Source organism: Thermasporomyces composti, from assembly GCF_003386795.1.
Lineage (GTDB): Bacteria > Actinomycetota > Actinomycetes > Propionibacteriales > Actinopolymorphaceae > Thermasporomyces > Thermasporomyces composti.
Map to the genome: position 1 here is coordinate 2757007 of NZ_QTUC01000001.1, position 25489 is coordinate 2782495.

At 70.6% G+C, this 25489-nt stretch carries 18 protein-coding genes; 9 read left to right on the plus strand and 9 right to left on the minus strand.

Features of this window, described 5'->3' with window-relative positions; translation table 11 throughout:
• Nucleotides 1–63: 63 nt before the first annotated feature.
• Entirely contained in the window at nucleotides 64–2589 is a 2526-nt protein-coding gene (locus tag DFJ64_RS11965) for a DEAD/DEAH box helicase (protein ID WP_115852029.1), read from the minus strand.
• Nucleotides 2590–2700: 111 nt separating this feature from the next.
• Between DFJ64_RS11965 and DFJ64_RS11970 the strand changes: the two genes are divergently transcribed.
• Nucleotides 2701–3426, plus strand: coding sequence for an HAD family hydrolase (locus tag DFJ64_RS11970; protein WP_115850525.1), 726 nt, complete (start codon nucleotides 2701–2703; stop codon nucleotides 3424–3426).
• A gap of 60 nt (nucleotides 3427–3486) precedes the next feature.
• Here the strand turns inward: DFJ64_RS11970 and DFJ64_RS11975 are convergent, their stop codons facing one another.
• Entirely contained in the window at nucleotides 3487–4128 is a 642-nt protein-coding gene (locus DFJ64_RS11975) for a class I SAM-dependent methyltransferase (protein ID WP_115850526.1), read from the minus strand.
• 708 nt (nucleotides 4129–4836) lie between these two features.
• Between DFJ64_RS11975 and DFJ64_RS11980 the strand changes: the two genes are divergently transcribed.
• Nucleotides 4837–8160 carry a tetratricopeptide repeat protein gene (locus DFJ64_RS11980; protein WP_147304682.1) on the plus strand — a complete coding sequence of 1108 codons (3324 nt, stop codon included), beginning with the start codon at nucleotides 4837–4839 and terminating at the stop codon, nucleotides 8158–8160.
• Between the two features lie 86 nt (nucleotides 8161–8246).
• Here DFJ64_RS11980 and DFJ64_RS11985 read toward each other — a convergent pair whose 3' ends face one another.
• A complete protein-coding gene (locus DFJ64_RS11985; RefSeq protein WP_115850528.1) occupies nucleotides 8247–9449 on the minus strand; it encodes a cytochrome P450 in 1203 nt (400 codons plus the stop codon).
• A 294-nt stretch (nucleotides 9450–9743) separates the two neighbouring features.
• Between DFJ64_RS11985 and DFJ64_RS11990 the strand changes: the two genes are divergently transcribed.
• On the plus strand, nucleotides 9744–10445 hold the full coding sequence (locus tag DFJ64_RS11990) for a hypothetical protein (RefSeq protein ID WP_147304683.1): 702 nt from the start codon (nucleotides 9744–9746) through the stop codon (nucleotides 10443–10445).
• On the opposite strand, the gene DFJ64_RS11995 is transcribed toward DFJ64_RS11990, so the two are convergent.
• The 3 genes from DFJ64_RS11995 to DFJ64_RS12005 are packed head-to-tail and all read right to left on the minus strand — an operon-like array spanning nucleotide 10442 to nucleotide 12703.
• On the minus strand, nucleotides 10442–11128 hold the full coding sequence (locus tag DFJ64_RS11995; protein ID WP_115850530.1) for a DivIVA domain-containing protein: 687 nt from the start codon (nucleotides 11126–11128) through the stop codon (nucleotides 10442–10444). The two genes, DFJ64_RS11990 and DFJ64_RS11995, sit on opposite strands and share 4 nt — an antisense overlap.
• Nucleotides 11125–12288: a globin domain-containing protein gene (locus DFJ64_RS12000; RefSeq protein WP_115850531.1), complete on the minus strand. Its 1164-nt coding sequence runs from the start codon at nucleotides 12286–12288 to the stop codon at nucleotides 11125–11127. The genes DFJ64_RS11995 and DFJ64_RS12000 overlap by 4 nt, the downstream gene beginning before the upstream one ends.
• A gap of 4 nt (nucleotides 12289–12292) precedes the next feature.
• Nucleotides 12293–12703 (minus strand): group I truncated hemoglobin, encoded by a 411-nt coding sequence (locus tag DFJ64_RS12005; RefSeq protein ID WP_115850532.1) that lies wholly within the window; start codon nucleotides 12701–12703, stop codon nucleotides 12293–12295.
• Nucleotides 12704–13173: 470 nt separating this feature from the next.
• Here DFJ64_RS12005 and DFJ64_RS12010 point away from each other — a divergent pair, with 470 nt between their 5' ends.
• The 4 genes from DFJ64_RS12010 to DFJ64_RS12025 all read left to right on the plus strand — a co-directional run bounded on the left by DFJ64_RS12010 (nucleotide 13174) and on the right by DFJ64_RS12025 (nucleotide 18686).
• A complete protein-coding gene (locus DFJ64_RS12010; protein ID WP_147304684.1) occupies nucleotides 13174–14004 on the plus strand; it encodes a hypothetical protein in 831 nt (276 codons plus the stop codon).
• 96 nt (nucleotides 14005–14100) lie between these two features.
• Entirely contained in the window at nucleotides 14101–14760 is a 660-nt protein-coding gene (locus tag DFJ64_RS12015) for a dienelactone hydrolase family protein (protein WP_115850534.1), read from the plus strand.
• A 259-nt stretch (nucleotides 14761–15019) separates the two neighbouring features.
• On the plus strand, nucleotides 15020–17710 hold the full coding sequence (locus DFJ64_RS19705) for a serine/threonine-protein kinase (protein ID WP_211310589.1): 2691 nt from the start codon (nucleotides 15020–15022) through the stop codon (nucleotides 17708–17710).
• Between the two features lie 241 nt (nucleotides 17711–17951).
• Nucleotides 17952–18686 carry a hypothetical protein gene (locus tag DFJ64_RS12025; protein ID WP_147304685.1) on the plus strand — a complete coding sequence of 245 codons (735 nt, stop codon included), beginning with the start codon at nucleotides 17952–17954 and terminating at the stop codon, nucleotides 18684–18686.
• Between the two features lie 68 nt (nucleotides 18687–18754).
• Here DFJ64_RS12025 and DFJ64_RS12030 read toward each other — a convergent pair whose 3' ends face one another.
• Entirely contained in the window at nucleotides 18755–19828 is a 1074-nt protein-coding gene (locus DFJ64_RS12030) for a Gfo/Idh/MocA family protein (RefSeq protein ID WP_115850536.1), read from the minus strand.
• 90 nt (nucleotides 19829–19918) lie between these two features.
• On the minus strand, nucleotides 19919–21943 hold the full coding sequence (locus tag DFJ64_RS12035; RefSeq protein ID WP_115850537.1) for an alpha-amylase family protein: 2025 nt from the start codon (nucleotides 21941–21943) through the stop codon (nucleotides 19919–19921).
• A gap of 173 nt (nucleotides 21944–22116) precedes the next feature.
• On the opposite strand from DFJ64_RS12035, the gene DFJ64_RS12040 reads away from it, so the two are divergent.
• Together DFJ64_RS12040 and DFJ64_RS12045 are read left to right on the plus strand one after the other, a co-directional pair.
• Complete coding sequence (locus DFJ64_RS12040; RefSeq protein ID WP_115850538.1) at nucleotides 22117–23277, plus strand: mandelate racemase/muconate lactonizing enzyme family protein; 1161 nt, start codon at nucleotides 22117–22119, stop codon at nucleotides 23275–23277.
• A 122-nt stretch (nucleotides 23278–23399) separates the two neighbouring features.
• Nucleotides 23400–24515, plus strand: coding sequence for a Gfo/Idh/MocA family protein (locus tag DFJ64_RS12045; RefSeq protein WP_115850539.1), 1116 nt, complete (start codon nucleotides 23400–23402; stop codon nucleotides 24513–24515).
• Between the two features lie 69 nt (nucleotides 24516–24584).
• Here DFJ64_RS12045 and DFJ64_RS12050 read toward each other — a convergent pair whose 3' ends face one another.
• A complete protein-coding gene (locus DFJ64_RS12050; protein ID WP_115850540.1) occupies nucleotides 24585–25484 on the minus strand; it encodes a carbohydrate ABC transporter permease in 900 nt (299 codons plus the stop codon).
• Nucleotides 25485–25489: the final 5 nt, after the last annotated feature.

The following is a 25489-nucleotide window of genomic DNA, read 5'->3' on the forward strand; positions in this document are numbered from 1 at the left end:
CCCCGGGCGACGGTGACGTGACCCCGAACCACGGTGACGTCCGCCCCGAGCTGAGGTGAGAGCTCACGGGGCGAACGCGTGCGGCGGCCCGACCGAGACGACTCGGATGACGGCGTGGCCGGCCTCGTCCGAGGCCGGCAGGTCGACCTCGGCGCTGATGCCCCAGTCGTGGTCGCCGTTCGGGTCGTCGAAGATCTGGCGGACCTTCCACCGGTCCGGTTCGGTCTCGACGAGGAACAGGTGGGGTCCGCGCGCGTTCGGACCCGTGCCGAGCTCGTCGTACTCGCGGAAGTACGCCTCGATCGCCTCCGCCCAGGCGTCGGCGTCCCAGCCCGACTCGGCGTCCAGCGCCCCGAGCTCGTCGTAGCGACGTAGCGCGGCCAGCTCGACCCGGCGGAACATCGCGTTGCGGACCAGGACCCGGAACGCGCGGGTGTTGGCGGTGACGGGTGCCGGGCGATCGGGCTCGGTCGGGCGCGACGTCGACTCCTCGACCGGGTTCGTGAGCCGCTCCCACTCGTCGATCAGGCTGGAGTCGACCTGCCGGACCAGCTCACCCAACCATTCGGTGAGGTCGACGAGCTCCTCCGTCCGCGCCTCCTCCGGCACGGTCTGCCGCAGCGCCTTGTAGGCGTCGGCAAGGTAGCGCAGGACGAGGCCTTCGGAGCGGGCCAGCCCGTAGTAGCTGATGAACTCGGTGAACGTCATCCCCCGCTCGTACATGTCGCGGGCAACCGACTTCGGCGACAGCTCGTGGTCGGCGACCCACGGATGCCCCCGCCGGTAGATCTCGTACGCCGTCTCGAGCAGGTCGGCCAGCGGTCGGGGGTGGGTGACCTCCTCCAGCAGCTCCATGCGGGTGTCGTAGTCGAGCCCTTCCGCCTTCATGGCCGCCACCGCCTCAGCGCGCGCGTTGGTCCGCTGCGCGTCCAACACCGGGCGGGGGTCCTCGAGGGTGGCCTCTAGGACGGAGAGCACGTCGAGGGCGTACGTCGGAGACTCGCGGTCGAGCAACTCCAGCGCCGCGAGGGCGAACGGCGACAAGGGCTGGTTGAGCGCGAAGTCGAACTGCAGGTCGACGGTGAGCCGCACGCGGCGCCCCGTCTCGTCCGGCTCGTCGAGCCGCTCGACCACGCCCGCCGCGAGCAAGGCACGGTAGATGGCGATGGCGCGACGGATGTGGCGGCGCCGCGCCGCCGGGTCCTCGTGGTTGTCGGTGAGCAGGCGTCGCATCGCCTCGAAGGCGTCGCCGGGTCGGGCGATGACGTTGAGCAGCATCGCGTGGGTGACCTTGAAGCTCGACGTCAGCGGCTCCGGATCGGCCGCCACGAGACGGTCGAAGGTGGGACGGCCCCAGCCGACCCACCCCTCCGGTGGCTTCTTGCGGACCACCTTGCGCCGCTTCTTCGGGTCGTCGCCCGCCTTGGCCAGCGCCTTCTCGTTCTCGACGACGTGCTCGGGTGCTTGCACGACGACCCGGCCCATCGTGTCGAAGCCGGCCCGGCCGGCGCGCCCGGCGATCTGGTGGAACTCGCGGGCGTTGAGGAGGCGCACCTTCTGGCCGTCGAACTTCGTCAACCCGGTGAAGACGACGGTGCGGATGGGCACGTTGATCCCCACGCCGAGGGTGTCGGTTCCGCAGATCACCTTCAGAAGCCCGGCCTGGGCGAGGGTCTCGACCAGCCGGCGGTACCTCGGCAGCATTCCCGCGTGGTGGACCCCGATGCCGTGGCGCACCAGCCGGGACAGGGTGCGGCCGAAGCCCGCGGTGAAGCGGAAGTCGCCGATCGCGCGGGCGATCGCGTCCTTCTCCGCCCGGGTGCAGACCTTCAGGCTGGTGAGCGCTTGGGCACGCTCCACCGCCGCCGCCTGGGTGAAGTGGACGACGTAGATCGGCGTCTCGCGGGTGCTGATGAGCTCCTCGAGCGTCTCGTGCAGGGGTGTGGTGACGTAGGAGTACACCAGCGGTACCGGTCGGTGCGCGGAGCGGATGACCGCCGTGGGCCGGCCGGTCCGGCGGGTGAGGTCCGTCTCGAAACGGGTGACGTCACCCAAGGTCGCCGACATCAGGAGGAACTGCGCTTTCCGCAGCTCGAGCAGCGGGACCTGCCAGGCCCAGCCACGGTCGGGGTCGGCGTAGAAGTGGAACTCGTCCATGACCACCTGGCCGATGTCGGCGTCCTCGCCTTCGCGAAGCGCGATGTTGGCCAGGATCTCCGCGGTGCAGCAGATGAGGGGCGCTTGCGGGTTGACGCTCGCGTCGCCGGTCATCATGCCGACGTTCGCCGGCCCGAACGTCTCGCAGAGCGAGAAGAACTTCTCCGAGACCAGGGCTTTGATGGGCGCGGTGTAGAAGGTGCGCTGTCCCTGTGCCATCGCGCTGAAGTGCGCGCCGGTCGCCACCAGGCTCTTCCCGGAGCCGGTGGGGGTGTTGAGGATGACGTTGGCGCCGGACATGAGCTCGATGAGCGCCTCCTCCTGGTGGGGGTAGAGCGTGAGCCCTTGGTCGGCTGTCCACCGGGTGAAGGCGTCGAAGAGCGAGTCCGCGTCGGGTTCGGCGATGTCCAGCGGCTGCAGCGGCGATGTCATGACAAGCCTCATCGTGCCGTAGCGGCGGCGGAGGCCGCCGCCCTGGTACGGCTCGTGCGTACGGAGGTGGGCTCGTGAGCTCACGACGTGGACAGGTGGGAGGATCCCGGGGTGCGCGCGGTGTTCTTCGATCTGGACGAGACGTTGCTCGACCACACGTCCGCGGTCCGTGTCGGCGCGGCCGCGTTGGCGAAGGAACTCGGGCATCCGAACCCCGCCGAGGCGATCGAGTCGTGGTTCGCCCTGGAGCGACACTTCTTCGACCGCTACCTGGCGGGCGAGCTGTCCTTCCTCGAGCAGCGACGGGCGCGAGTTCGCGGGCTGGCCGCCGAGGTCGGTCGGGAGCTCGACGACGCCGAGGCCGATGCCGTGTTCGCCACGTACTTCTCCCACTACCAAGCGTCGTGGGTGGCGTTTCCTGACGTGGAGGCCTGTTTCGCCGAGCTTCGGACGCGCGCGGACGTTCGGCTCGGGGTCGTGACGAACGGCGACGCCAGAGGCCAACGGGCCAAGCTCGCCCGACTCGGGCTGCTCGACGCCATGGACGTGGTGGTCACCGCCGAGGAGGTGGGCTGCGCCAAGCCGGATCCGAGGATCTACCGCGCGGCGTGCGAGCGCGCCGGCGTGCCGGTTGAGGACGCGGTCATGGTCGGGGACCGGCTGGACGTCGACGCCGACGGCGCACGCGCCGCTGGGCTGCTCGGCGTGTGGCTTGACCGCGGTGGCCAGCTCAGTGGCGCGCGACACCCCGCTGCTCACGACGGCTCCCGACTCGTCAGGATCTCCAGCCTGACGGAGCTTCCCGCGCTCGTGGCGGACGGGACCGGTCAGTCCTGACCCGCACGGACGTCGAGGTTCGCGTCAGGGCACGGTCGTCCAGGCGTGTCCCCGTGGTGGCTAGAGGCCGGTCAGCCGGTGGATCCACACGTGGGGCAGTCGGGTGGGAAGCGTCTCGACCACGCGCCAACGTCGCCGTGCCGCAGTGAGGAAGTCCCCGGCCAGGGGGCGATCCGGGTCGGCGATCCACACCTGTCCATCGGGCGCGACCAGTCGAGGGAGCAGGTCGAGCAGCTCGTCAACGTTGCGTTGACCGTAGAGCACATCGGAGGCCAAGACCAAGCTCCACGGTGCTCTGGGGAGCAACGGAGTCGGATCGTCCCACGAGCACACACAGGTCTCGACGTCGACGCCGTTCTGCTCGGCGTTCACCGCCGCGAACACCGTCGCGTCCTCGGAGCGGTCGGTCGCCAGCACACGCGCGCCAGACAGTGCCGCGGCGATCGACGGCAGACCCAAGCCGCAGCCGAGCTCGAGTGTGGAGACGCCCTGCCAATCATGCGCTGACAGCGCGTAGGCGAGCTCGATGCCGCTCGGCCACAGCTCGGCCCAGTACGGCGGGTAGGACTCGTCGACGTCCTCCTCATACAGCAACGCGGCTGGATCGCGCGGATGTACGAACCGAATGCTCCCCCGGTGTAGCTCGATCGACCCCGCCACGAGATCCAGTCGTGGGTCGGTGCGCTCATCACGTGGGGGCATGTCGGATGGTGTGGGGGAGTCGGATGTCACGGTCCAAGTCTGCCGGGACCTCGGCGCGCCTCGACAACGCGTCCCCTCGTCTCGATTGGTGAGACGTCGCGTGGCTACGACGCCAACCCCGACGACGCCGAGGAGGCGGGGTCGCGAGGTCACGTCCCGGACACCACCCCACGTTGTCAATACCTCCTTGTCACTTCGTCTCCTGTCACTCTGTCTCCTTGCCACTACGAGGCCGTGTCACCAGGACGTTCAGCGTCGTGACGTCTCCGCCCGGACCTCGCCCTAGCGCGGAAAGGACGAAGCAGGAGCATCTGTCCGGAACCGCGGCGTTCCCGCTGGTACGACCGTTCCCGCCCGACGGATAGACGCGCTTGTTCCCGCGTTTTGCCTTCACGGGTCCACTTCTTGCGCAGACTGAGGTAAGGAGACGCCGCCTGGGTGTCTCGCATGCTCGTCACCGGCACGGTCGGTCGCCGGCACGGTCGGCGCCCGCGTGTCAGGTGCGAGGAACGGCCCGAACAGGCCTTCCGCACAGAACAGCTGAACGTGGCGGAGGCGACACGCACTGGTACGAGATCGCTCCACGGATGACGACACGTTCGCGGACAGGCGCGACGTTCCGCGGGCGGGTGCCCACGACAGCGGTGACCGGTGACACCCGCCACCGCGAACGTGAGCACGGCGGAGCGAACTCGGGGGAGTGGGCTCGTGGTGGAACGACAGGATGACGCCCGGCAGAACGCGCAGGGGGCACGTCCCTGGGTTCGCACGTTGGCGATGGTGGGACTCTTCCTGCTGGCGCTGGCGGCCTTGGCGGAGACGGTGACGGCGGGCGCGTTGCGGCCGTTGACCGGGGCGCTGATCCTGCTCGCGGTGGCGGCGTTCGCGGTGGCCGGTGTGGGGAAGCTCACCGAGCCATCGACACCGGTCGAGGAGCACGTCGAGGACGCCGTCGACGAGGAGGACGTGGAGGACACGGACGCCGCGGTCGAGGACGACGTCGAGCGGGCACCAGGTGGTCCAGAAGGCGTGACCAGCGGCGGGACGCGGGCCCAGGCGGAGCGCACTGGGGCGAGTCCTGCTCGCACGACGCCACGACACCGCGCTCGGGAGGCACGCGAGCCGGTGCGGGAGGCCCCGGAACGGCAGCTTCCTCGGCTGTCCGACCTCACCGATGTCGCGCTCGGTGCGACGGCCACCCAGTTCACCGCACGGGGGCAGGCCCCCTACGTGCGCCGACCGGCGGTCGACGGACGGCTCGCGACGCTGGTGGGCACCAGCGGCGCGCCGTACCCGTTCGTCGTCGTGGTGGGCGCCGCGAAGGCGGGGAAGACCCGCACCGCGATCGAGGCGGTCCGCGCGGCGCTCGGGGCGAAGAACCCGCCCGTCTTCGCGCCTCGGACCGGTGGGGAGCTGGCGGAGGTCGTCCGTGAGCACCGCGAGGTCGCGCGGGCCCGCCAGCGCGCTGAGCCTCGGCGTGGTCGTGACACCGGCCGGGGAACCGGCCGCCCGCCGGACCGGAGCGCTGGCCAGGAGCCGACGCGGCGGCAGGTGTCGAAGACCGCGCAAAAGCTCGCGGCCGCTCGCCGCGAGACGGTCAGTCAGCGCATCCCCGGACAGCGGTCCAGCGAGTGGGGCACGGGTTCCCAGCCGTGGCTGATCTGGCTGGACGACCTGCGCGCGGCGGATCTGATGCACCTGTCGAACGACGTCCTCGACGCGGCCCTGGAGCGTGGCGTCATCGTCGCCACCATGACCGACCTGGAGTGGGACCGGGTGATGGCGAGTCGAGGCGAGGTGGTGGCACCCGCGCGAGAGGCGCTCCGGCGGGCGACGAAGGTGTGGCTCGACTCTCGTCTGACCGCGTCGGAGAAGAACGAAGCCGAGCGGATGTACCCACACATCCAGGTGACATCCAGCATCGGTGAGGCGCTCATCGCCGGCGAGCAACTGATCGCGAGGTTCCACAGCGGTCGGGAGTCGTCGCCGGCGGGCTACTCCATCGTTCAAGCGGCCGTGGACGCGCGTCGGGCGGGTCTTGGTCGACCGTTGACCGAGGCCGAGCTGCGTGGGCTCTACCCGCTCTACCTGCGCCGAGTCCGGATGGACCTCGACCCGACCACGCGGCTGTTCGAGGAGGGCCTGGCCTGGGCGAAGGAGCCGGTCTCCTCCGGCGTCGGTCTGCTCGTCAGCCGGAACGGCACGCCCGGCCTGGAGGCGATCGACTACGTGGTCGCGATGGAGGAGGGCGCCGACGGCCGCGAGGCGCGTCCGGTGTTCGACGCCATGTGGCAGGAGCTGATCGCGGCGGTTCCCGCGCGGGACGCCTTCGCGATCGGTGTGGGAGCCTGCTTGCGTGACAACAGTGCCGCGGCGGAGGCGGCGTTCCGCAAGGTGATCGAGGAGGACCACGCGGGACCGGCGCCGCAGGCGGCGGTCAACCTCGGCTTGCTTCTGTGGGAGCAGGGCGACATCGCCGGTGCTCGGTCGGCGTTCCGGCAGGCGATGGAGTCGCGTGACGCTGACCAGGCCCCTCGCGCCGCCGACCACCTCGGCACGCTGCTGCTGCAGGTCGACGACGTCAGCGGTGCGCGTGCCGCTTACCAGGAGGCGATGGACTCGGGCCATCCGGACGTCGTGCCGATCGCCGCGGACCACCTCGGCACGCTCCTGCACCAGCTCGGGGACGTCGCCGGCGCTCGGTCGGCGTACCAGCGGGCGGTGGAGTCCGGCCACCCCGCTGTCGTGCCGCGAGCCGCGCTGAACCTGGGCTCGCTGTTGCTCGAGCGTGGTGACGCCGCGGGCGCGGAGGCGGCGTTCCGGCGGGCGGTGGACTCCCGCCATCCGGACGTCGTGCCCGAGGCGGCGTTGCGGCTGGGGTCGCTGCTGGAGGACCGCGGTGACCGTGCCGGCGCGGAGACGGCGTACCGACGGGCGTTCGAGTCCGGCCGGGAGGACGTCGCGGGGGTCGCGGCGATGCGGCTGGGGTCTCTCCTGCGGGAGCAGGGAGATCTCACCGGCGCGCGGGTCGCGCTCCAAGCGGCTGTCGACGCCGACGACCCGCAGGTGACGCCGAAGGCCGCGCTGCAGCTTGGCACGTTGCTCATGGAGCAGGGCGACCTCTCCGGGGCGGAGAAGGCGTACGAGAAAGCGATGGACTCCGAGGACGAGGACGTCGTGCCCATGGCCGCGATGCAGCGGGGATCGCTGCTCAAGCAGCGAGGGGACCTGGCCGGGGCCCAGGTGGCGTACCGGCGGGCGATGGAGTCCGGCCATCGTGACGTGGCGCCGCGCGCGGCCAACAACCTTGGTGTGCTGTTGGCGCAGCAGAACGACGACCGCGCCGCCCGAGCGGCGTACGAGCGGGCGGTCGACTCCGGGCACCCGGACGTTGCGCCGCTCGCCGCGAACAACCTCGGCGTCCTGTTGGCCCAGCACAACGACGTGGAGGGCGCGCGACGGGCGTACGAGCTGGCCGTCGAGTCTGGCCACGAGGACGCCGTCCCCCGCGCCGCGCTCAACCTCGGCATGCTGCTCGACGCCCACGGCGACGTCGCTGGCGCGCGGCGGGCTTACCAGCGGGCGGTCGACTCCGGGCACACCGACGTGGTACCGGTGGCCGCGGTGAATCTCGGCGTCCTGCTCCGGGAGCAGAAGGACTTCGCCCGGGCTCGCGCGGCGTTCCGCCAGGCGATCGACGCCGGCTACCTCGACATCCCGCCGGTGCCTCCTGACCGGCTGCGACTCCTCATGGCCGAGGACGGCGGTGTGGTGCGCACCCAGCCGGCCTGGCTCGCGGGTCGCGGCGGTCTCACCGGCGAAGGCGCCGACGGCGACGGCTCGTCGGATCAGGCGACCCCCGACGCTGCCATCCGAGTCACCGGCACGCCGACGGACGCGGCGTCCCTCGACGGGGAAAACGTCGACGGGGAGAGCTTCGACGGGGACGGCCACGACGGCCGGGTCGCGACCGGCAACGGGTCACCGGGCACGTCGGACGGTGGGGCGGACGAGCAGACAGGCAGCCGCTGAGGCCGGACGGCATAGGTCCGTCCAGAGAACGGCCCGTCCAGAGCGGCTCGTTCGGAGAGGCCTGTCAGGGCCGGGCCGAGAACCGGCTACCAGGTGACCGGGAGGTTGTGGACCCCGTAGATCACCATGTCGGTGCGCATCCGGATCTGCTCCGGCGGGACGGCCAGGCGCAGGCGGGGGAACCTGTCCAGCAGCGCCGCGTACCCGGTCCGCAGCTCCAGCCGCGCCAGCTGCTGGCCCAGGCACTGGTGGATGCCGTGGCCGAAGGTGAGGTGGGACGTCGACGGTCGGGTGACGTCGAGGCGGTCGCCGTCGTCGAGCAACGCCGGGTCCCGGTTGGCGACGGGGAGCGAGAGCGTCACCACGTCACCGGCGCGGACCAGCGTGCCGTCGAGCTCCACGTCCTCCAGCGCGGCGCGGGTCGGCCCCACGTGGATGATCGTGAGGTAGCGGAGCAGTTCCTCGACCGCGTCGTCGATCAGCTCAGGGGCGGCGCGGAGCGCGGCGAGCTGGTCGGGGTGGCGAAGCAACGCGTAGACCCCGATCCCCAGCATGTTGGCGGTGGTCTCGTGGCCGGCGACGAGGAGCAGCTGGGCGATGCCGGTCAGCTCCTCGTCGGTGAGGGAGCCGTCCCTGGCCAGGGCGCTCAGCAGGTCATCGGCCGGGTGAGCCCGCTTCGCCGCGACGAGGTCGCCGAGGTAGCGGCGCACGGCGACGAACGCGGACATGACCTGCTCGGTGTTCGAGCGGAGGCTCATCAAGACCTTGGTGTGTCCCTGGAACTCCGCCCGGTCGGCATACGGGACACCCAACAGCTCGCAGATGACGAGGGAGGGAATAGGAAACGCGAACGTCGGAACGAGGTCCACCGGCGGGCCGTGCCGCTCGACGTCGTCCACGACCTGGGTCGTGATCTGCGCGACCCGAGGCGCGAGCTCGCTCACCCGCCGCTGGCTGAAGTGCCGCGTGAGCAGCCGACGGTACCGGGTGTGCTCGGGCGGGTCCATGCCGAGGAACATGCCCGGCTCGGCGGGCTCCGGACGCATGCTCACGGTGAACGGCAGCGGAACCCGCTGGAGCTCCCGGCGCCGGCTGAAGCGTCGATCGGCCAGGATCCGTCGGGCCAGGTCGTAACTCGTCACGAGCCAGCCCTGGTGTCCCTCCGGGTACGCAAGCGGACTGATCGGCTCCTGCTCCCGGAGCCGAGCGAGCTCCTCTGGCGGGTCGAACGGGTTCGTACGTGCGGTCGGCAGCTCTGGGGCCTTCGAGGATGACGTGTGAGCGGCCATCGCCTTCTCCTCCCCCTCGTCGGTGGCCCTCTCCTGGTGGACGTGCGTCGCGCCAGGCGACCTCGCAGGACTGGGGCCCTGCTAGCCAGCGAAGCATTCGGTGACTCGCCATGCCAACTCGCGCTTGCCCAGGGCGGGACGGCCAGGTGTCCCATTCGATTCGCACGCGGGCATAGCGGACCACCCACTCGGGTAGGGCAGCCGGGTAGGGACGGAACGGCCAGGGACGTGCCGCCTTCATCGCCCGAGCCACTGCGCGCCCGGTGTCGCGCATCGGCGTCCCTGCCGTCGCGGATGTCCCAGCTCCTCACGTCCGGACGGTGCGTGACGGGCGGCGCCGCGTCGTGGCGTATCGAGAGAGGGCTGGTGGGCGAGATGGACTGGTGGAACGGGCTCGACGCGGACGTCCAGCGCTACCTCCTCCTCGCGGCCGCCGCGTTGGCGGGAGCGCTCGTGGCGATGGTCGCGACACCGGTGGGCGCCCGTCGCGGCACGCGAGGCGTCCTCAGGTTGCTCGAGCGCCACAGCTCCGCCGAGCGCGCCCGCTGGGAGGCCGAGCTACGCGACCGCCGGGAGCTGGTGATGCTGCGAGAGCGTCAGCACGCCTACGCCACCTTGCTCGCCGCTGCGTGGCGGTACGAGCACACGACTCTCGACCTGCGCCGCGCCCGTCGGGACGCGGAGGAGCCGACTCAGCGCCACGCCTCTGGAGGCTTGGGCCTCGGCCCCGCCGACCAGCCCGCGACGACCGGCGACCCGACGCTCGCCGCACTGACGTCGACTCAGGAACACCTTCGCGACGACCTGGCGCAGGCGCGGGAGATGGTGCGGCTGCTCGCCCCGAGCCCGGTCCGGCAGGCGATGGACCGGTGGTTCGTCGAGTTGCTACGCGGCGACCTCGCGGCCGCGACGCGAGCTCGCAACGAGTTTCTCGCGCACGCCCGCCGAGACCTCGGCGTCGACCCGCCTCGGGAGCTCGTTGACGAGCCGGCCTAGCGCGGGTCGAACGGCGACGTCGTCGTCGCCGTGGTCGCGGACGCGCCAACGGAGACCGACCAGGAGACGTCTGAGATCTGGGCGAGCTGCTGCTGTGGCGGTGGCGAGGGCTGCTGCTGTTGCGGGGCGGGCATTCGGGGCAGGTCGCCGAGCTTCTCGACTTCCTCGGCCAGGGCGTCCAGGACGGACTTGAGCTGGACCTGCGCCACGCGGGCGAACGTGCGGACGTACTCGATCTCCGGGATCGGGCGCTGGTAGCCACCGGCCTCGACCTTCTCCGCTGCCGCATCGCTGCGCTGTGCGGCCTTCTGCGCCGCCTCGTGTGCGCGTTGCAGGATTTCTCGCTGCTGCCGGCGGGCGTTCGCCATGAGGTCACGCGCGTGCTGGACGGCTTCCGCGACGAGCCGATCGGCGACCTGCTGAGCTTGGCTGAACAGCGCGACCGCGTGCGCGTTGATCTCGCCCGTGCTCTCGGTTCTCGCGTCGCGTTCGGCGCGCAGGCGTTCGACCTCGGCGCGCAGCTTGGCGCGCTCGGCGTCGGCTTCCTCGATCTGGGTCGCGAGCGTCTCGAGGAAGGCGCGAACCTCCTGTTCGTCCAGGCCTCGCATCCGGTGGCTGAAGGTGGCGTTGCGGATGGCCCGAGGGGACATGTGGCGTGTGGTCCGCGGGGAGAGCTCTGTCATCGGTCGTCACCTGACCTGCTGCCTGACGCTGTGGGTCGTTGCTCGAAGGCGAAGTCCTCGGCTCGGATGTCCTGACGGGGCATGCCCGCCTTGGTCAGCTCCGACACGGTGTGAGCGACCATCTGCGGGGACCCGCAGACCATCGCGACCCTGCCCCGCCACTGCCCGCTCTGCGCGGCGACGGTCCCGACCAGGCCCCGCGGCCCGGGGAACGTCGGGTCGTCGGAGACCACCTCGGTGTAGGTGAACCAGGGACGGCTGGCCAACTGCGTGAGTCGTTCGCGTTCGTAGAGGTTCCACGGCACGCGCGCTCCGTGGAAGAGGTGGACGTTGGGTGCGCTGCCTTGGGCGAGCCACTCTCGGTCGATCTGTTCGAGGACCGCGCGCAGGGGTGCCAGGCCGGTGCCACCCGCGACGAGGAAGAGGTCACGGGTGTCGCCGGGCTCGCGGGTCAGCTGCTCGCCGATCGGGGCCGCGATGCGTACCGTGTCACCGACCCGGCTGGACTGGACGATCGCGGTGCTCACCTGTCCACCGTCGACGAGCTGGACGTGGAACTCGAGCGTGCCGTCCTCTCGGGGAGCGTTGGCGGGACTGTAGTAGCGCCAACGCCGTGGCCGCTGGGGTACCTCCACCGCCAAGGACTGGCCTGGCCGGAAGGTGTACGGCTCACGTGGCTTGACCTGCAGGATGGCGATGTCGAGAGTGCGCCGCTCGACCGCGACGATGTCGGCTTCCCACCAGGCGGGCTCCGACGCGGCGGCGGCTTCCGCGGCCTGCACCATGATCCTCGCGATGATGCCGTAGGCGGAGGCCCAGTCGGCGGCGAGCTCGTCGGTCCAGGCGGGCCCGAGGAAGTGCCGTAGGGTGGCGAGCAATGACGCGCCCACGCTGTGGTAGTGCTCGGCGATGACGCCGAATCGTCGATGGTCACGGCCGAGCTGCTCGACGAAGGCGGTGACCTCGTCGAGGTGGTCGACGTAGCTGACAATGTGGCCAAGCGCGCTCACGAGCTTGTCCCGCTGCGCGGCCATCGAGACCGGGAACATCTCGCGCAGCTCGGGATTGCTCAGGAACAGGTGGGAGTAGAAGAACAGCGGCACCTCGTCGCCGTTCTTTATCACGAGCTCCCAGCTATTCTTGAGAGCTTCGGTGTCCATGAATTCAGAGCGTCCCAGCGGTGACGATGTCTTTTTCGTGGGCGACCAGCGTGCTTCCGACCCGGTCGATGATGTCGGGGGCGACGTCGGCCTCGCGCAACGCGGTGACGAGATGCATCACGACGCGAGCGAAGTCGTCGCTGCCGATGCGCAAATGCGCGTGAGCGTCGTGCAGGTCTCGGCCGTCGTATTCGGCGGGTCCGCCGAGGACCTGGGAAATGAGCAGGACTTGGTGTCGCTTGAGACGCGGCATGTCGACGCCGTCGAAGAAGGGTGCGAGCTGGGGGTCAGCGAGGATGAGTTCGTAGAAGCGTTGGACGACGTGACGGACAGCTGGAGCGCCGCCGATGCGCTCGTAATCACTTGGAGTGTTGGTGATGGGGGCGTCAGTCCCGCTGCTGGCGCTATCCCGCATTGAGTCTCCCTCCCCTTTAGACAGGGCATTGCTACCAGCGCTTGACCGGACCGCGCAACACAGTGGTCCGGTATATCCGTTTTTTCGCGTGTGATCTTGCCGCTGTCCCAAAGGGCATTTGACGCGCCAAGCGAGCTCCTGGTTCCACGGTCTTTCGACGCGAGCTGGCCAACGCCTGCGGCCGACCACGCCGTTGGTGTCAACGAGACATTGACGATCGCGCTCGGTGATCACGTCGGCGTCGGAGCCCTTGCCCTCCGGGTGTCGCGACGCGTGTGACCCGCTTCGCCTCATCGAGCACCAAGGTCGGGTGTGAGTCGACGGTTGCGGTCGATGGCTCGCCGGCCGGGTGGCTCGTCGAGGGGAGTCGATCAGCCGAGTGCGGTGCGTGATCGTCTGCGCGACTCTCGTCGCGATTGATGACCATGTGTGGTAACGCGAGTACCGTCCGTAGGGACCTAGGAGGTGCCATGAGCGGATGGACCACGTGGGGTCGACGATTGTGCCGAGTCATCCTGCTCTCTGGGATGCTCGTCGCGGCGGTCACGACCGTGGCCGCGCGGTCGCGTGTGGTACGTGCGGTCCACGAGTCCGTTCGAGGGCTCGGTCGGCGGTCGCGACCGCGCTGGTGGGTGCGTAGCGACGAGGACTCGGAGGGCCGGCGACGGGATCGGCTGCGCGGCGAGCACCTCGAGGCGGTGCAGACGGCGCAGCGCTTGGAAGACGCTCGAAGGACGGAGCGTCGAGACGCCTACGCGCGCTTCATGTGCCTGGTGCGGGAGTACGAGCGGGCCACCGCCGAGGTCGTGGCGGCACGGCGAGGCTCACGTCGCGCGATCGATCGGTCCGGGGCGGAGTGGACCGGCCTGGAGTGGATCGGGAACACCTCCGACATCATCCTCGAGGCGTCCGAGCGGCAGGCCCGCGTGTGGACCGACCTGTGCCAGGCGCGCGAGGTGGTCCGGCTCTTGGGGCCGACCGGGATCCAGCCCTTGGCCGACCGCTGGCTCGAGGCGCTCGACGCGGGCCCAACGGCCGCTCAGCAGGCCCGAGAGGCTTTCGTCGCCTACGCGCGGGCCGACGTCGGGGTCGAGCCGAGCCCTGACCCTCACGTCGGGGACCACGCCGACGTCGCGAGGGCGCTGTCGGGACGCGACGCCGTGGGTGGCCGAAACGTCCACGCTCGGGACGTTCCTCGGCTTGAGCCTGGGACTAAGCCCGGCCGTCGCCAGGGCGGCGCCGCGGATCCGGACGGTGACTCTCGACCCGGCGGTCACGTGGACTCGAGGCCTGTGACCTGAAACCGGCCACCTCGATCCTTCGGACATGAGGTCGCCAGTGACGAGTAGGCTCGAAACGTACCCGTCGCCGGGCTCCCCGCGAGGGAGGGGGACGCCATGGTCGTCCAGGTTCACGAGTCCCAACGGGTTCCCGTCGCGGGCGTCGAGCTGCACGCCGATCTCGGCGTTCCCGACCACGCGCGCGGTGTCGTGGTCTTCGCGCACGGGAGCGGCAGCAGCCGCTTCAGCCCACGGAACCGCTACGTCGCCGACGAGCTCCGGACCGCGGGTCTCTGCACGGTACTCGCTGACCTCCTGACCCCACGGGAAGAGGAGATCGACCGCCGCACCGGTGAGCTGCGGTTCGCCATCGACATGCTGGCCGTCCGCGTCGCGGCGCTCACCGACTGGGTGACGACCTACGAGCCGACCGCGGATCTGCCGGTGGGCCTGTTCGGCGCGAGCACGGGCGCCGCCGCCGCGCTCATCGCGGCAGCCGCGCGACCCGAGGTGGTCACGGCGGTGGTCTCCCGAGGCGGTCGACCCGACCTCGCCGGCGAGTTCCTTCGCATCGTGCGCCAGCCCACACTGCTCATCGTCGGCGGCGCCGACACCACAGTCCTCGAGCTCAACGAGGCGGCGCTCGAACTCCTGCCAGGCGAGAAGCGGCTGGAGGTCGTCCCGGGCGCTTCGCATCTGTTCGAGGAGCCCGGCGCTCTGGAGCAGGTCGCCGGGCTGGCGGCGTCTTGGTTCGTCGGTCACCTCGGCGGGTCGTAACCGCGCCCGCCACCCGAGCTGCCTGAGGTGTCTCACCACCAAACCTGACGAGCTGCGCCCACGAGTTGACACGCCTGTCGGATGATGGGTGTAGGAGGGGGTGGCGTCGCGCAGGTGAGTCAGCCTCCTGGCATCACGGGCGGTCGTCTCGCGTCGTCCGCGGGGTCCGCCACGGCCATGGCACCATGTCAAGTTCTGGTCCAAGGCGTGTCCCACGAGCACCTGCGCCGTGGGGGACCGCGGGTTTGGGGGAGCTGCGATGACCGATGACGGGCGGCTGATCGCCGGGCGCTACCGGCTGACCGCTCGGCTCGGAAGCGGGGGCATGGGGGTGGTGTGGCAGGCGCGCGACGAGCGCCTCAACCGCCCCGTCGCGGTGAAGCGACTCTTCGTGCCCTCGTACCTGACGGGACCGGAGGCTGAACAGGCCAAGCTGCGCGCGATGCGGGAGAGTCGCATCGCGGCGCGCATCCAGCACCCGAACGTCGTCGCCATCTACGACGTGGTCGAGGACGACGGGCACCCCTGCCTCGTCATGGAGTACGTCCAGTCACGCAGCTTGGCGGAGGTGCTCGCCGAACGGGGCAGTCTCACCCCGGCCGAGGTCGCCCGGATCGGTGTCCAGATGGCGCAGGCACTGGCGTCCGCCCACGCGGCCGGCGTCGTGCACCGAGACATCAAGCCGGCGAACGTGCTCCTGGGCGTCGACGGCATGGCCAAGCTCGTGGACTTCGGGATCGCCCGGGCCGTCGGTGATGTGACCTTGACCGCGACCGGGCTGATCTCCGGCACGCCCGCTTACCTGGCGCCCGAGGTCGCGAGAGGAGGGGACGCCACCTTCGCGTCCGACGTGTTCTCCTTGGGCTCGACCTTGTACGCCGCGGTCGAGGGCGAGCCGCCCTTCGGCCGGGACGAGAACGCCATTGCGCTGCTCCACAAGGTGGCGTCCGGCGTCATCCGACCGCCGCGCCGGGCCGGACCGTTGACCGGCGTCTTGCTGCGTCTCCTCCACGTTCGCCCCGAGCAGCGGCCGACCATGGCCCAGGCGGCGGTCGCGCTCGCGAACGTGGTAGCGGGATTCGCGCCGACCCAGCGGTTGGCCGCGCTCGCGGCGACGGAGACGAGCGCCGCCGAGACAGACCAGGAGGCCGTCGAGACGCGTGCGTTGCGGCCCGCGGCGGAGTCGCGAGCGTCTCACGCGCAGACGGCGGTCCTGCGGCCGGAGAGCACGTCGGGCGAGGCCAAGGTCGCCGAGGCCCCGACCGCGAAGGCCCAGGCCGTCGGAAGCGTGGGGAACACGGCCGTCGGCTCGTCGACCGTGGCCGTGCCCGCAGCCGAGCCGCTCGCCGCGTCAGGCGGCGCCGCGTCACCTCGGGTGACCACACGCCGGGGGAGTGGACTCCTGGACGCTTTGCGCGTCCGCCGCGCCGGGCGCCGGGCGCCGGTCGACTCCGAGCCGGTTCCGACAGCGCGGGCGGCCGAGCCGTCCGCGCCGGGTTCGACGGACGCGCCGGCCGTGACTGTCACCCCACCGCAGCTCGACGAAGACCTCGGCGGGGACACGGCGAGGCGGCCTGACGACGCCCAGACGTCCGCGATCGACGAGGCCCGCGTACCTCAGACGAGCCGGCTGTCGCGGCCCGCGGTCGGGGACAGCTCGACGACGGACGGGATCGAGACCGCTGACGAGGCAGCGACCGGTCCAGGGACAACCGACCACGAAGCGGTCGACGGCACGGCACAGCCGACGACGGACCAGGAGGCGGCCGACCCGGCTGGGGATGGCGCCGCGGTCGGGCGGGCCACGGACGAGGACGCGAACGCCGACCAGGCCGTCGACTCGGAGGCGGCCACGGACGAGGACGCGGCCGCCGAGCTCTCAAGGACCGAGCCCTCGAGCACCGAGGTTCCGACAACCGAGCCGGCGGACGCTCAGGCGCCCACGGTCAGCTCGGCTTCCGAGTCGCCGGCCTCCGCCGCGGCGGCTCTCGGCAACGGCGAGGTGTCCGAGCGGGCCGAGCCTGACGCCACAGCGGCGGTGACACATCGGCTTGACGCCGTGGCCGCTCCCACACTCGCCCTGAGCCAGCCGGTCACCGAGTCGGCGGGGGTGCAGGACTCCGCGCCGCTGGGCGACACCACACCGGGTGACACGACCCCGGGTGACACCACACCGGGTGGCGCCGCGCGAGGTGAGAGCGACGCAGGGGACGTCAGGTCAGCGGACGGCAGGTCGGGTGACCTCGTGTCGCCCGGACCCACGGAGGCGCTCACGCCTGTTCCCCAGGGCGCGCCGCTCGCCACCACGTGGCTCCCGGGCCAGGATGAGCTCTGGACCGACCGCACCGGTCGCCGCTGGGTGCCCGTGGTCGTGGTCGTCGTGCTGCTCCTCGCCCTCATCGGTGCCGTCGTCGCGGCGGCATGGGCGGCGTTCGGCGACCGGGACACGAGTCGGCAGCTCGACGACGCGAGCAAACCCTCGCCACAGGTGAGCTCGGTCGCGTCGGCGCCACCGTCGTCCACACCGACGCCCACCCCGTCGCCGTCGGCGAGTCCGACGGCAGCACCGACGGTGACGGTGACGGTGACCGTGCCACCGCCCTCGTCACCGCCTGCGCAACCGCCTGCGCCAGCGAGCAAGGTCGCCGCCATCACCGAGTACTACGCCCTGATGCCTCACCAGCTCGAGGTCGGTTGGGCGCGCTTGACCCCGAGGTATCAGCAGAGGACCGCGCGAGGCTTCGGTGGCTACCAGAGCTTCTGGAACCAGATGGCGAGCGTGTCGGTCACCAACGTCCGCGACGCCGGAGGGAACCGGGTCACGGCCCAGGTCACGTACGTGCGGAAGGACGGCCGGGTCTTCGTCGAGCGTCACCTCTACACGCTGGTGAACCAGGGTGGTCAGTGGCTCATCGACGCCTCGTCGGTCCTGTCGAGCGTCCAGCGCTGACACCCATGTGCCCGAGCCGGCACCGTGCCGTTCGCGCCGGCCGAACCGCCGTGGCTCCGCATGTCCCCAGTTCGCCCGCCGGCGTGACGGCATGAGCCCGAGGTTCCGCGGATGCCTCGCCGCGAGGGACATCACGAGGCAACCCGAAGCGTCCGGCGGGCGTCCAGGGTTATGCCCACACGGTGACGGGGTGGCTGGTGGAGACGCGTCCATGACACCGGGGATGGGAGGAGCCGACGACATGGCGTGGAGTGGGGTCAGTCGGTGGCGTGTCGGTGTCCTCGTGTCGGCTCTGGTCGTCGGATCGCTCACGGGCTGTGGCGCCGGCTCGTCGCCCGAGCCGTGGACCGCGCCGAGCCGGGAGCCCGATCCCCCGCCCACGACCGAACCCACGCCCACGCGCGAACCGACGCGCGACCCGACACCGGCGAGGACCCCACCGCCCGGTGTTCGCATCTCCGCGCAGGTCACCCAGCTCGGCGACAGCCGCCTCGCGATCGACTACCAGGTCGCCAACGGTGGTGACGAGCCGATCGTGGTGTTCGACGGGGTGCCCGCGCGGGACAGCCCGAACCCGGCCGAACCCGTAGCGGAGGCGTTCTACGCGATCGGGACCGGCTCCTTCGGCGCACGTCTCACCAAGCAGGTGTTCCCGACACCGCCCGGGGTGGCGGTCCACGCGCGGCACGTGCTGCACGGCACGGTGGTCCCACCCGGCCGCTCCGTGGAAGCGCACGCCGAGACCGATGTGCCGACGACAACCCGGTATCCGTACCAGGGGGTCGGCGGCCAACCGCCCGTGCCGGCGACGATCCACGAGGTCGAGCTGTGTCTGGGGGTCGCCCGCGCGGCGGACGTCCACCCACTCCCCACCGGTTCCGACCCCGCGCATCCGGTCTACGCGCACGACGAGTTCACGTTCCGCCACCAGTACGTCTGGTGCTCTGGGCCCTACGGCGTGAGCGTCGGCGAGTGAGATAGCACCGCGCCCGGGGCACAGGCGCCCCGGGCGCCTCCATCCCGCGCGCTCGCTCGCCGGCGTCGTCAGCGACCGGCGAGCACCCGGATGATCTCGGCGAACAGATCGAGGTCGGCCACGAAGTCCTCCGGGCTGGTCTTGGGCGGGAAGCCCTCGGTGACGGCCCGGTGGAAGTACTCCAGCTCGTGGGTGTACGGGTCCTTCAGATGCGGCCGGGTCACGGTCCGGGTGAACGCGTCGCCGGAGGTCTCCTCGATCACCAGAAGCGTCGGGAAGTGCCGGACATAGGGGGTGTCGTACTGGACCCGCACGGAGGACGTCTCGCCGTAGACCTCGATGTGCGCGTCGAAGCGACGCTGCTCGTCGACGCCGGTCTCGTAGGTGACGACGAAGTCGTCGTAGTCGAGCAAGGCCGCGAGGAAGCCGCCGCCTTGCCAGTGCCGGGCGGCCGCGACCCCGCGGGGTCGTCCGAGTAGCTCCCGCAGGGCAGACAGGTCGTGGCAGCCCAGGCCGCACAGGAGCCGGTAGGCGGCGACGAGGTCGTCCGGCACGTCCCCGATCGCGTCCCGGACCAGACGTCGGCCCCGCGCGCGACGCTCGGCGATGGCGTCGGAGGGAACATCAGGTGGCCGGACGACGGGGGTGGTCTGCTCGATGATGAGCCGGTTCCGGCCGATGATGTCGCGCACCCTCGCGTAGTTGACCCGACCGAGGCTGGCGACCTTCGCCTTGGCCTCCTCGAACGCCGGAGCGAAGCGTCGCATGTAACCGACCATGACGGTGAGTCCGGTCCGGTCGCGGGTGTCGATCACCTCGTCGGCCTCACGACGGCTCAGGCACATCGGCTTCTCCACCAGCACGTGCGCGCCTTGCCGCAGGGCCTCGACGACGTACTGGGTGTGGTACTCGTCGCTGGTGAGGACGAGGACACAGTCGAGCTCTTGCTCGCGCAGCATGGTCGTCGCGTCGGTGTACCTGGCGTGGACGCCATATCGGTCGCCGACCGTCTTCAGCAGTGTCGGGGAGATGTCGCAGACTGCGCGAAGGTCGTAGAGCTCGGGGAGCGAGCGCAGGATCGGCAGGTGGATGATCTGCGCGACTTCGCCGAGGCCGATGACCCCGGTCCGGAGTGGACTCACCGCTCGGCCCTCCTCGACGGCCCGATCTGGCTCAGCATCGGGCGCTCCTCGTGAAACCCTGTGGCAATCGTGGCTCTACGCCGGCCGTCGTCACCGCGGGGAGACGACGACCAGGCCGTGGCCGTCGACCAGCGTGACGGTGGTGCGCACGTAGCCGTCCTCCCACGACGCCGGCAGCTCCTGCCCGTGCGGCTGCAGAGTCACCCGCGGGGTGGGGCCGTCCCACCGGATGGCGAGCTCACAGTCGACGAGCGGGAAGGGATCGGTCACCAGGTCGAGCCGGTCACCTTGGCGAGACGGCAGGAAGCTCAGCAGGTGGACGACCCGGGTGTCGCCCCGGTCGACCACGGAGGTCTCCAGGTGGGCTGGTCCACCGGCGCGAAGCAGCGGGTCCGGCAGGAGGCGCCGGAGGCACGCGCCGAGCACCTCGCGGTAGGCGACGTAGCCGTGGCGGGCGAACGCGTACAGCAGCGGCTCCGCGACGGTGATGACCCGGCCCCGGCCCACCGCGTTCTCCACGATCGCCGCGTGGTCGGTCTCGCGGTCGGGCGGGGTGTAGCTGTGCCCACAGAAGTTGTCGTAGGAACGCTCGAAGTACGGCTCGACCACCGTCGCCAACGTCGTGGCGGTGGCGGACGGCCGCAGGCGCAGGCCGCGCTCGTACACCACCGTGTCCCGGTCGGAGACGGACCCCGCGAGGTCGCGGAGCGGGTCGGTCAGGCGAAGGAACGTGTGGGTGTACGGCGACTCCTCGAGCGCCTCCACACCCAGCTCCGGCAGGATCGGCGCGGTCCCATCGGCACAGGCCGCCCCGACGACGAGCGCGCTCCCACCGGCGTGGAGGTAGTCGGCGAGGGCTCGGCGGCCGGCAGCGTCGAGGCGGGTGGACTCCGGGACGACGAGGACCCGGTAGCGATCGAGCCGCGCGTCCGGCGTCGTGACGTCGAACTGGTGACGGAGCTGCTGGAGCGCTCGCACCGCGCCGATCTGCGCGTCGTCGGGCGCGTGGTCCAGCTCCGGTCCCTGGCTCACCAGGATCGCGACCTCCGTGCGGATCTCGCCGTCGACCACGAACGGCTCGCAGGCGCGCAGGTGTCGGTAGACGTCACCGATCAGTCGGTACGCCGCCCGGTCGGGAGCACCCCGGGGATGGAGCACGTCCCCCACGCTCACCCCGAACCCGAGGGAGAGCAGTTGGCACGCCTCGTACTTCAAGGCGGCGGCCGGCTTGTAGCCGGCGTTGTCGCCCCAGCTGCGGTGGAAGCGCCCGGTCATGCCGAATGCCGGTAGCCCGCACGCGCGCACGAACCGCCCGATGAACGGCGTATAGCTGTAGCCCCAGCCCCCGGTGGGGAGGGCCTCGATCTCCACGTGGGTGGCGAACTCACGCTCGTGCGGGGCGAGGGTCCGGGGCCTGGAGTTGAAGAAGATCGTGGCGGGCTGGCTCCGGGCGTTCGCCGCGCGCACCATGTCCCGGTACCGCGCCATGTAGCGGTGCGCCACCATGCGCGCGTAGCGGCTCCGGTGCTCTGGGTCGGTCGGGTCCAGACCGGCCTTGCGCATGCCGTCCACGGCCCAGCGGCTCACGCTCGGCTGGTCCCAGCACATGTCGAGGAAGATGCCGTCGACCGGCGCGAACCGGCGCAGCACCTCGTCGAGCTGGTCGGCGAAGTAGTCCTGGTACGGGCTGGACATGTCCAGGATCTGCCAGCCCGCCTCGAAGGCGGAGGAAGCCCGCTTGACCTGTCGCAGGTCCGGGCCGAGGGCGACCCACTCCGGGTGCGTGTTGGCGGCGTACTCGTCGCACTGCACGCTCAGGTAGATCGGGGTCTTGATGCCGACCGCCCGCAGCGCCTCCCGCTGCTCAGCGAGCAGGTCCAGGCCGGCCGGCAGCCCAGGGTGTCGCGCCGGATGGTCGGTGTCGAAGTAGAGGTGGCCGTGATGGCACTTGGCGAAGAGCGTGACGGCGTCGACCCCGGCCTCGACGAAGGGCTCGGCGAACGTGGAGGGGTCGAAGTCGGTGCCGACGTCAGGGATGCCTGGTCCGGTGTGGAAGTCGAGGTGGATGTGACGCCGGGGAAGTGAGGGGGCGACGGTCGTGGAGGCGTCTGACATCTGACTCCTTCCGGTCTGGACTTCGACCTACTCTGCCGCATCGCGCCAGCGCGCGGGGATGTCGTCTCGGCAGCGTGCGTGTCCTATGACGGACTCGGACCGGGTCACGCTCTGTCCCCCGTTGCTAGCGTCCACGCACAGGAACCGTGGGACCGCGTCGTGGAAGGCCTCGCATGAAGATCACCGATGTGACGGCGTATCCGGTCCAGGGTGAGCGACGTCCGTACCTGCTGGTCGCCGTCGACACCGACGAGGGCATCACCGGGGTCGGCGAGGCCGGCCTGTCCGGCCATGAGCAGGCCGAGGTCGGAGCGTGCCAGCAACTGCGGGAGCTCGTCCTGGGGCAGGACCCGTTCCGCACCGAGCACCTGTGGCAGGTCATGACCCGCGGGACCTTCTTCCCCGCACGAGGTGTGCTGGCCTCCGTCGTCTCCGCGATCGACATCGCGCTCTGGGACATCAAGGGGAAGGCGCTCGGCCAGCCGCTGTACAACCTGCTCGGCGGGCGAGTGCGCGACCAGGTGCCGTGCTACACCCACCTGCGAGGAGGCCGCCGCACGCACGACGATCCAGAGGGTCACCACGACGCGGTGGAGGCGGCGCGGGCGGCGGTCGCGGAGGGCTGGCGGTACCTGCGGTTCAGCCCGGACGACGAGGACGGCGTTCTGGAGCCCGGCCGGTCGGCTCGCCGCGCGGCCCGGCGCATGGAGGCGCTGCGCGACGCGCTCGGGGATGACGTCGAGCTCCTCGTCGACGTCCACACGCGTTTCGGCCTGCCGGAGGCGGTGTGGTTCTGTGACGCGATCGCTGACCAGCGGCCCTACTTTGTCGAGGACGCGCTCCGCTCGGAGTACCTGGAGGGCTACCGCCGCCTGCGCCAGGCGTCACGGGTGCCGCTCGCGGCCGGCGAGCAACTCGACTCCAAGACCGCGTTCCGGCCGCTCCTCGAAGAGGAGCTCATCGACTACGCCCGGATCGACCTGTGCAACGTCGGCGGTATCACCGAGGCGCTCAAGGTGGCGGCCATGTGCGAGGCGCACGACATCCGGGTCGCGGTGCACAATCCGCTCGGTGTCGTGAGCACCGCCGCGTGCCTCCACTTCAATCTCGCGCTCACCCCGTTCGGCGTCCAAGAGCAGCCCTATCGACCAGGCGTTGACGCCGAGGTCTTCCCGGTGCAGGCGTTCGAGTTCCGCGACGGCGCGCTGGTGCCCGGTGACGCGCCGGGACTCGGTGTCGAGCTGGACCGTGACGCCGCGCTGGCGCGGCGGTTCGACGGCAGTGCGCGTCTCCCGCTGTTCCGCCGCGCGGACGGGTCGTTCACGAACTGGTGAGCGCGCGCTCGGCGCCCTGAGCCCAGGGGCGTCGAGTCTGTGTCGAGAAGTTCAGTGTCGAAAAGAGCAGTGTCGAGAAGCCGAGTGTCGAGAAGACCAGTGTCGAGAAGAAGGGTGGCGCTGTGACGGAGCCGTTGCGGATCGGTGTCGTCGGCGCGGGCACGCTCGTGCAACGCGGCATCCTCCCGCACTTGAGCCAGGAGGACGTGCACGATCGGGTTCGCCCGCAGGCGGTGTGCGACCCGGTGCCCGGACGCGCGGCGGAGGTCGCCGCGAGGTTCGGTGTCCCCCGCGCGTACGAGAGCTACGAGGAGCTGCTGGAGCACGGGGACGTGGACATCGTCACCATCGCCTCCCCGATCGGTCTGCACTACGAGCAGTGCCGGATGGCGCTCGACGCGGGCAAGCACGTCCACGTCAACAAGACCATGACGACGACGGTGGCTGAGGCGACCGACCTCATCGAGCGGGCACGCGATCGCGGTTTGAAGATCGTCGCCTCACCGGGCGAGGCCCTACGGCCGCACAACACCTACATCAAGGAGCTTCTCGCCGACGGCGCGATCGGCACCCTGTGCTGGGCGACGTGTGGAGCGGCGTTCGGCACCTACCACGAGGACGAACCCGAGCGCCTCGCGCAGGGTACCCCCATCGACCCGTCGTGGTACTTCCGCAAACCCGGAGGCGGCCCGCTGTACGACATGACGGTCTACAGTCTGCACGGTCTGACCTCCATCCTGGGGCCGGTGCGACGGGTCAGCGCGATGTCCGCGACACGCATCCGAGAGCGCACGTTCCACGGCACGACGGTCCCGTGCGACGCCGACGACAACACGGTCATGCTGCTCGACTTCGGCGACGGGTTGTTCGCGTTCGCCTACGGCACGGCGGCCGGCACGATCAACCGTGGCTTCACCGGCAACTACTTCGGGACGAAGGGTGCGATCCTCGGGCTGGAGATGAACGGCCGTCCGTTGGAGTTCCCCGGCCACGAGATCGCCCGCCAGGCTCCTGGAGTCCTCGGCCTGCAGTGGCTGCTGCCACACGTCGTGGGGCCTCATCGGCACATCGACGAGCAGCACGTGTTCGAAGACATCATGCAGCTCGTCGACTGGGTTCGCGACGACATCCCGACCGTGGTCACCGCCGAGCACGCCCGCCACGTCATCGACATCATCGAGTCCGCCTACCGGTCTGCCGCGACGGGCCAGACCGTCGAGCTCACCACGACGTTCTAGCGCCTCGGCATCCGGGTCGCGCTCGCCCGGCGAGCTCGCGGTCTGGCCGGCGTCGTGACCACGCTCGGCCTACTTGAGGGCACCACGGGTCAAGCCGGCGACGAACTGCCGCTGGAAGAAGATGAACACGAGGATCACCGGCAGCGAGGCCACCAAGGCTCCCGAAAGCAGCATGCCGTACCGGTAGTCGTAGGGGCCGACGAGCGACGAGATCCCCAGGTTGAGGACGAACATGTCCGGGTCCGTGGTGATCACCAAGGGCCAGAAGAAGTCGTTCCACAAGGTGAGGAACGTCAAGATGCCGAGGACCGCCAGGCCGGGACGCACCAGCGGCAGGACGATCCGCCACCAGATGCGGAACTCCGTCGCTCCGTCGACGCGGGCGGCGTCCAGCAGCTCGTTGGGAACCGCCAGGGTGTACTGCCGCATGAGGATGATGCCGAACGCGGTGACCGCTCGCGGAACGATGAGCCCTTCGTAGGTGTTGAACCAGCCGAACGTCCGCATGATCTCGAACTGCGGGACGAGCAGCACCTGCGTGGGCAGCAGGATCGTCGTCAGCATGATGACGAGCAGCACGTTCTTGAACCGGAAGTCATGCTTGGCGAAGGCGAACCCGGCGAGCGAGGCGAGCAGGACGGCCAGGACCGTCCCGCTCACCGCGACGACGGCCGTGTTGAAGATCCATCGCAGCACGGGGAAGCCGGTGACCAGCGCCTCCATGTTCGACAGCGTCCACACCCGGGGGAGCAGGGTGAGGTCGGACGAGAAGATCTCCTCCTGGGGCTTGAACGCTCCGAACGCCATGTAGAGGTAGGGCACAACCTCGACCGTGACGCCGGCGAGCAGCACGAGGTGCAGGACGACGATGCCGGCGAGCGTCAGCCACCAACGTGGCGGCCGGTCGCGTCGCACTCGAACCGCGTAGTGTCGCCTCGACGCCTGTACTTCCTTGTCCACTACCGCCATGTCCG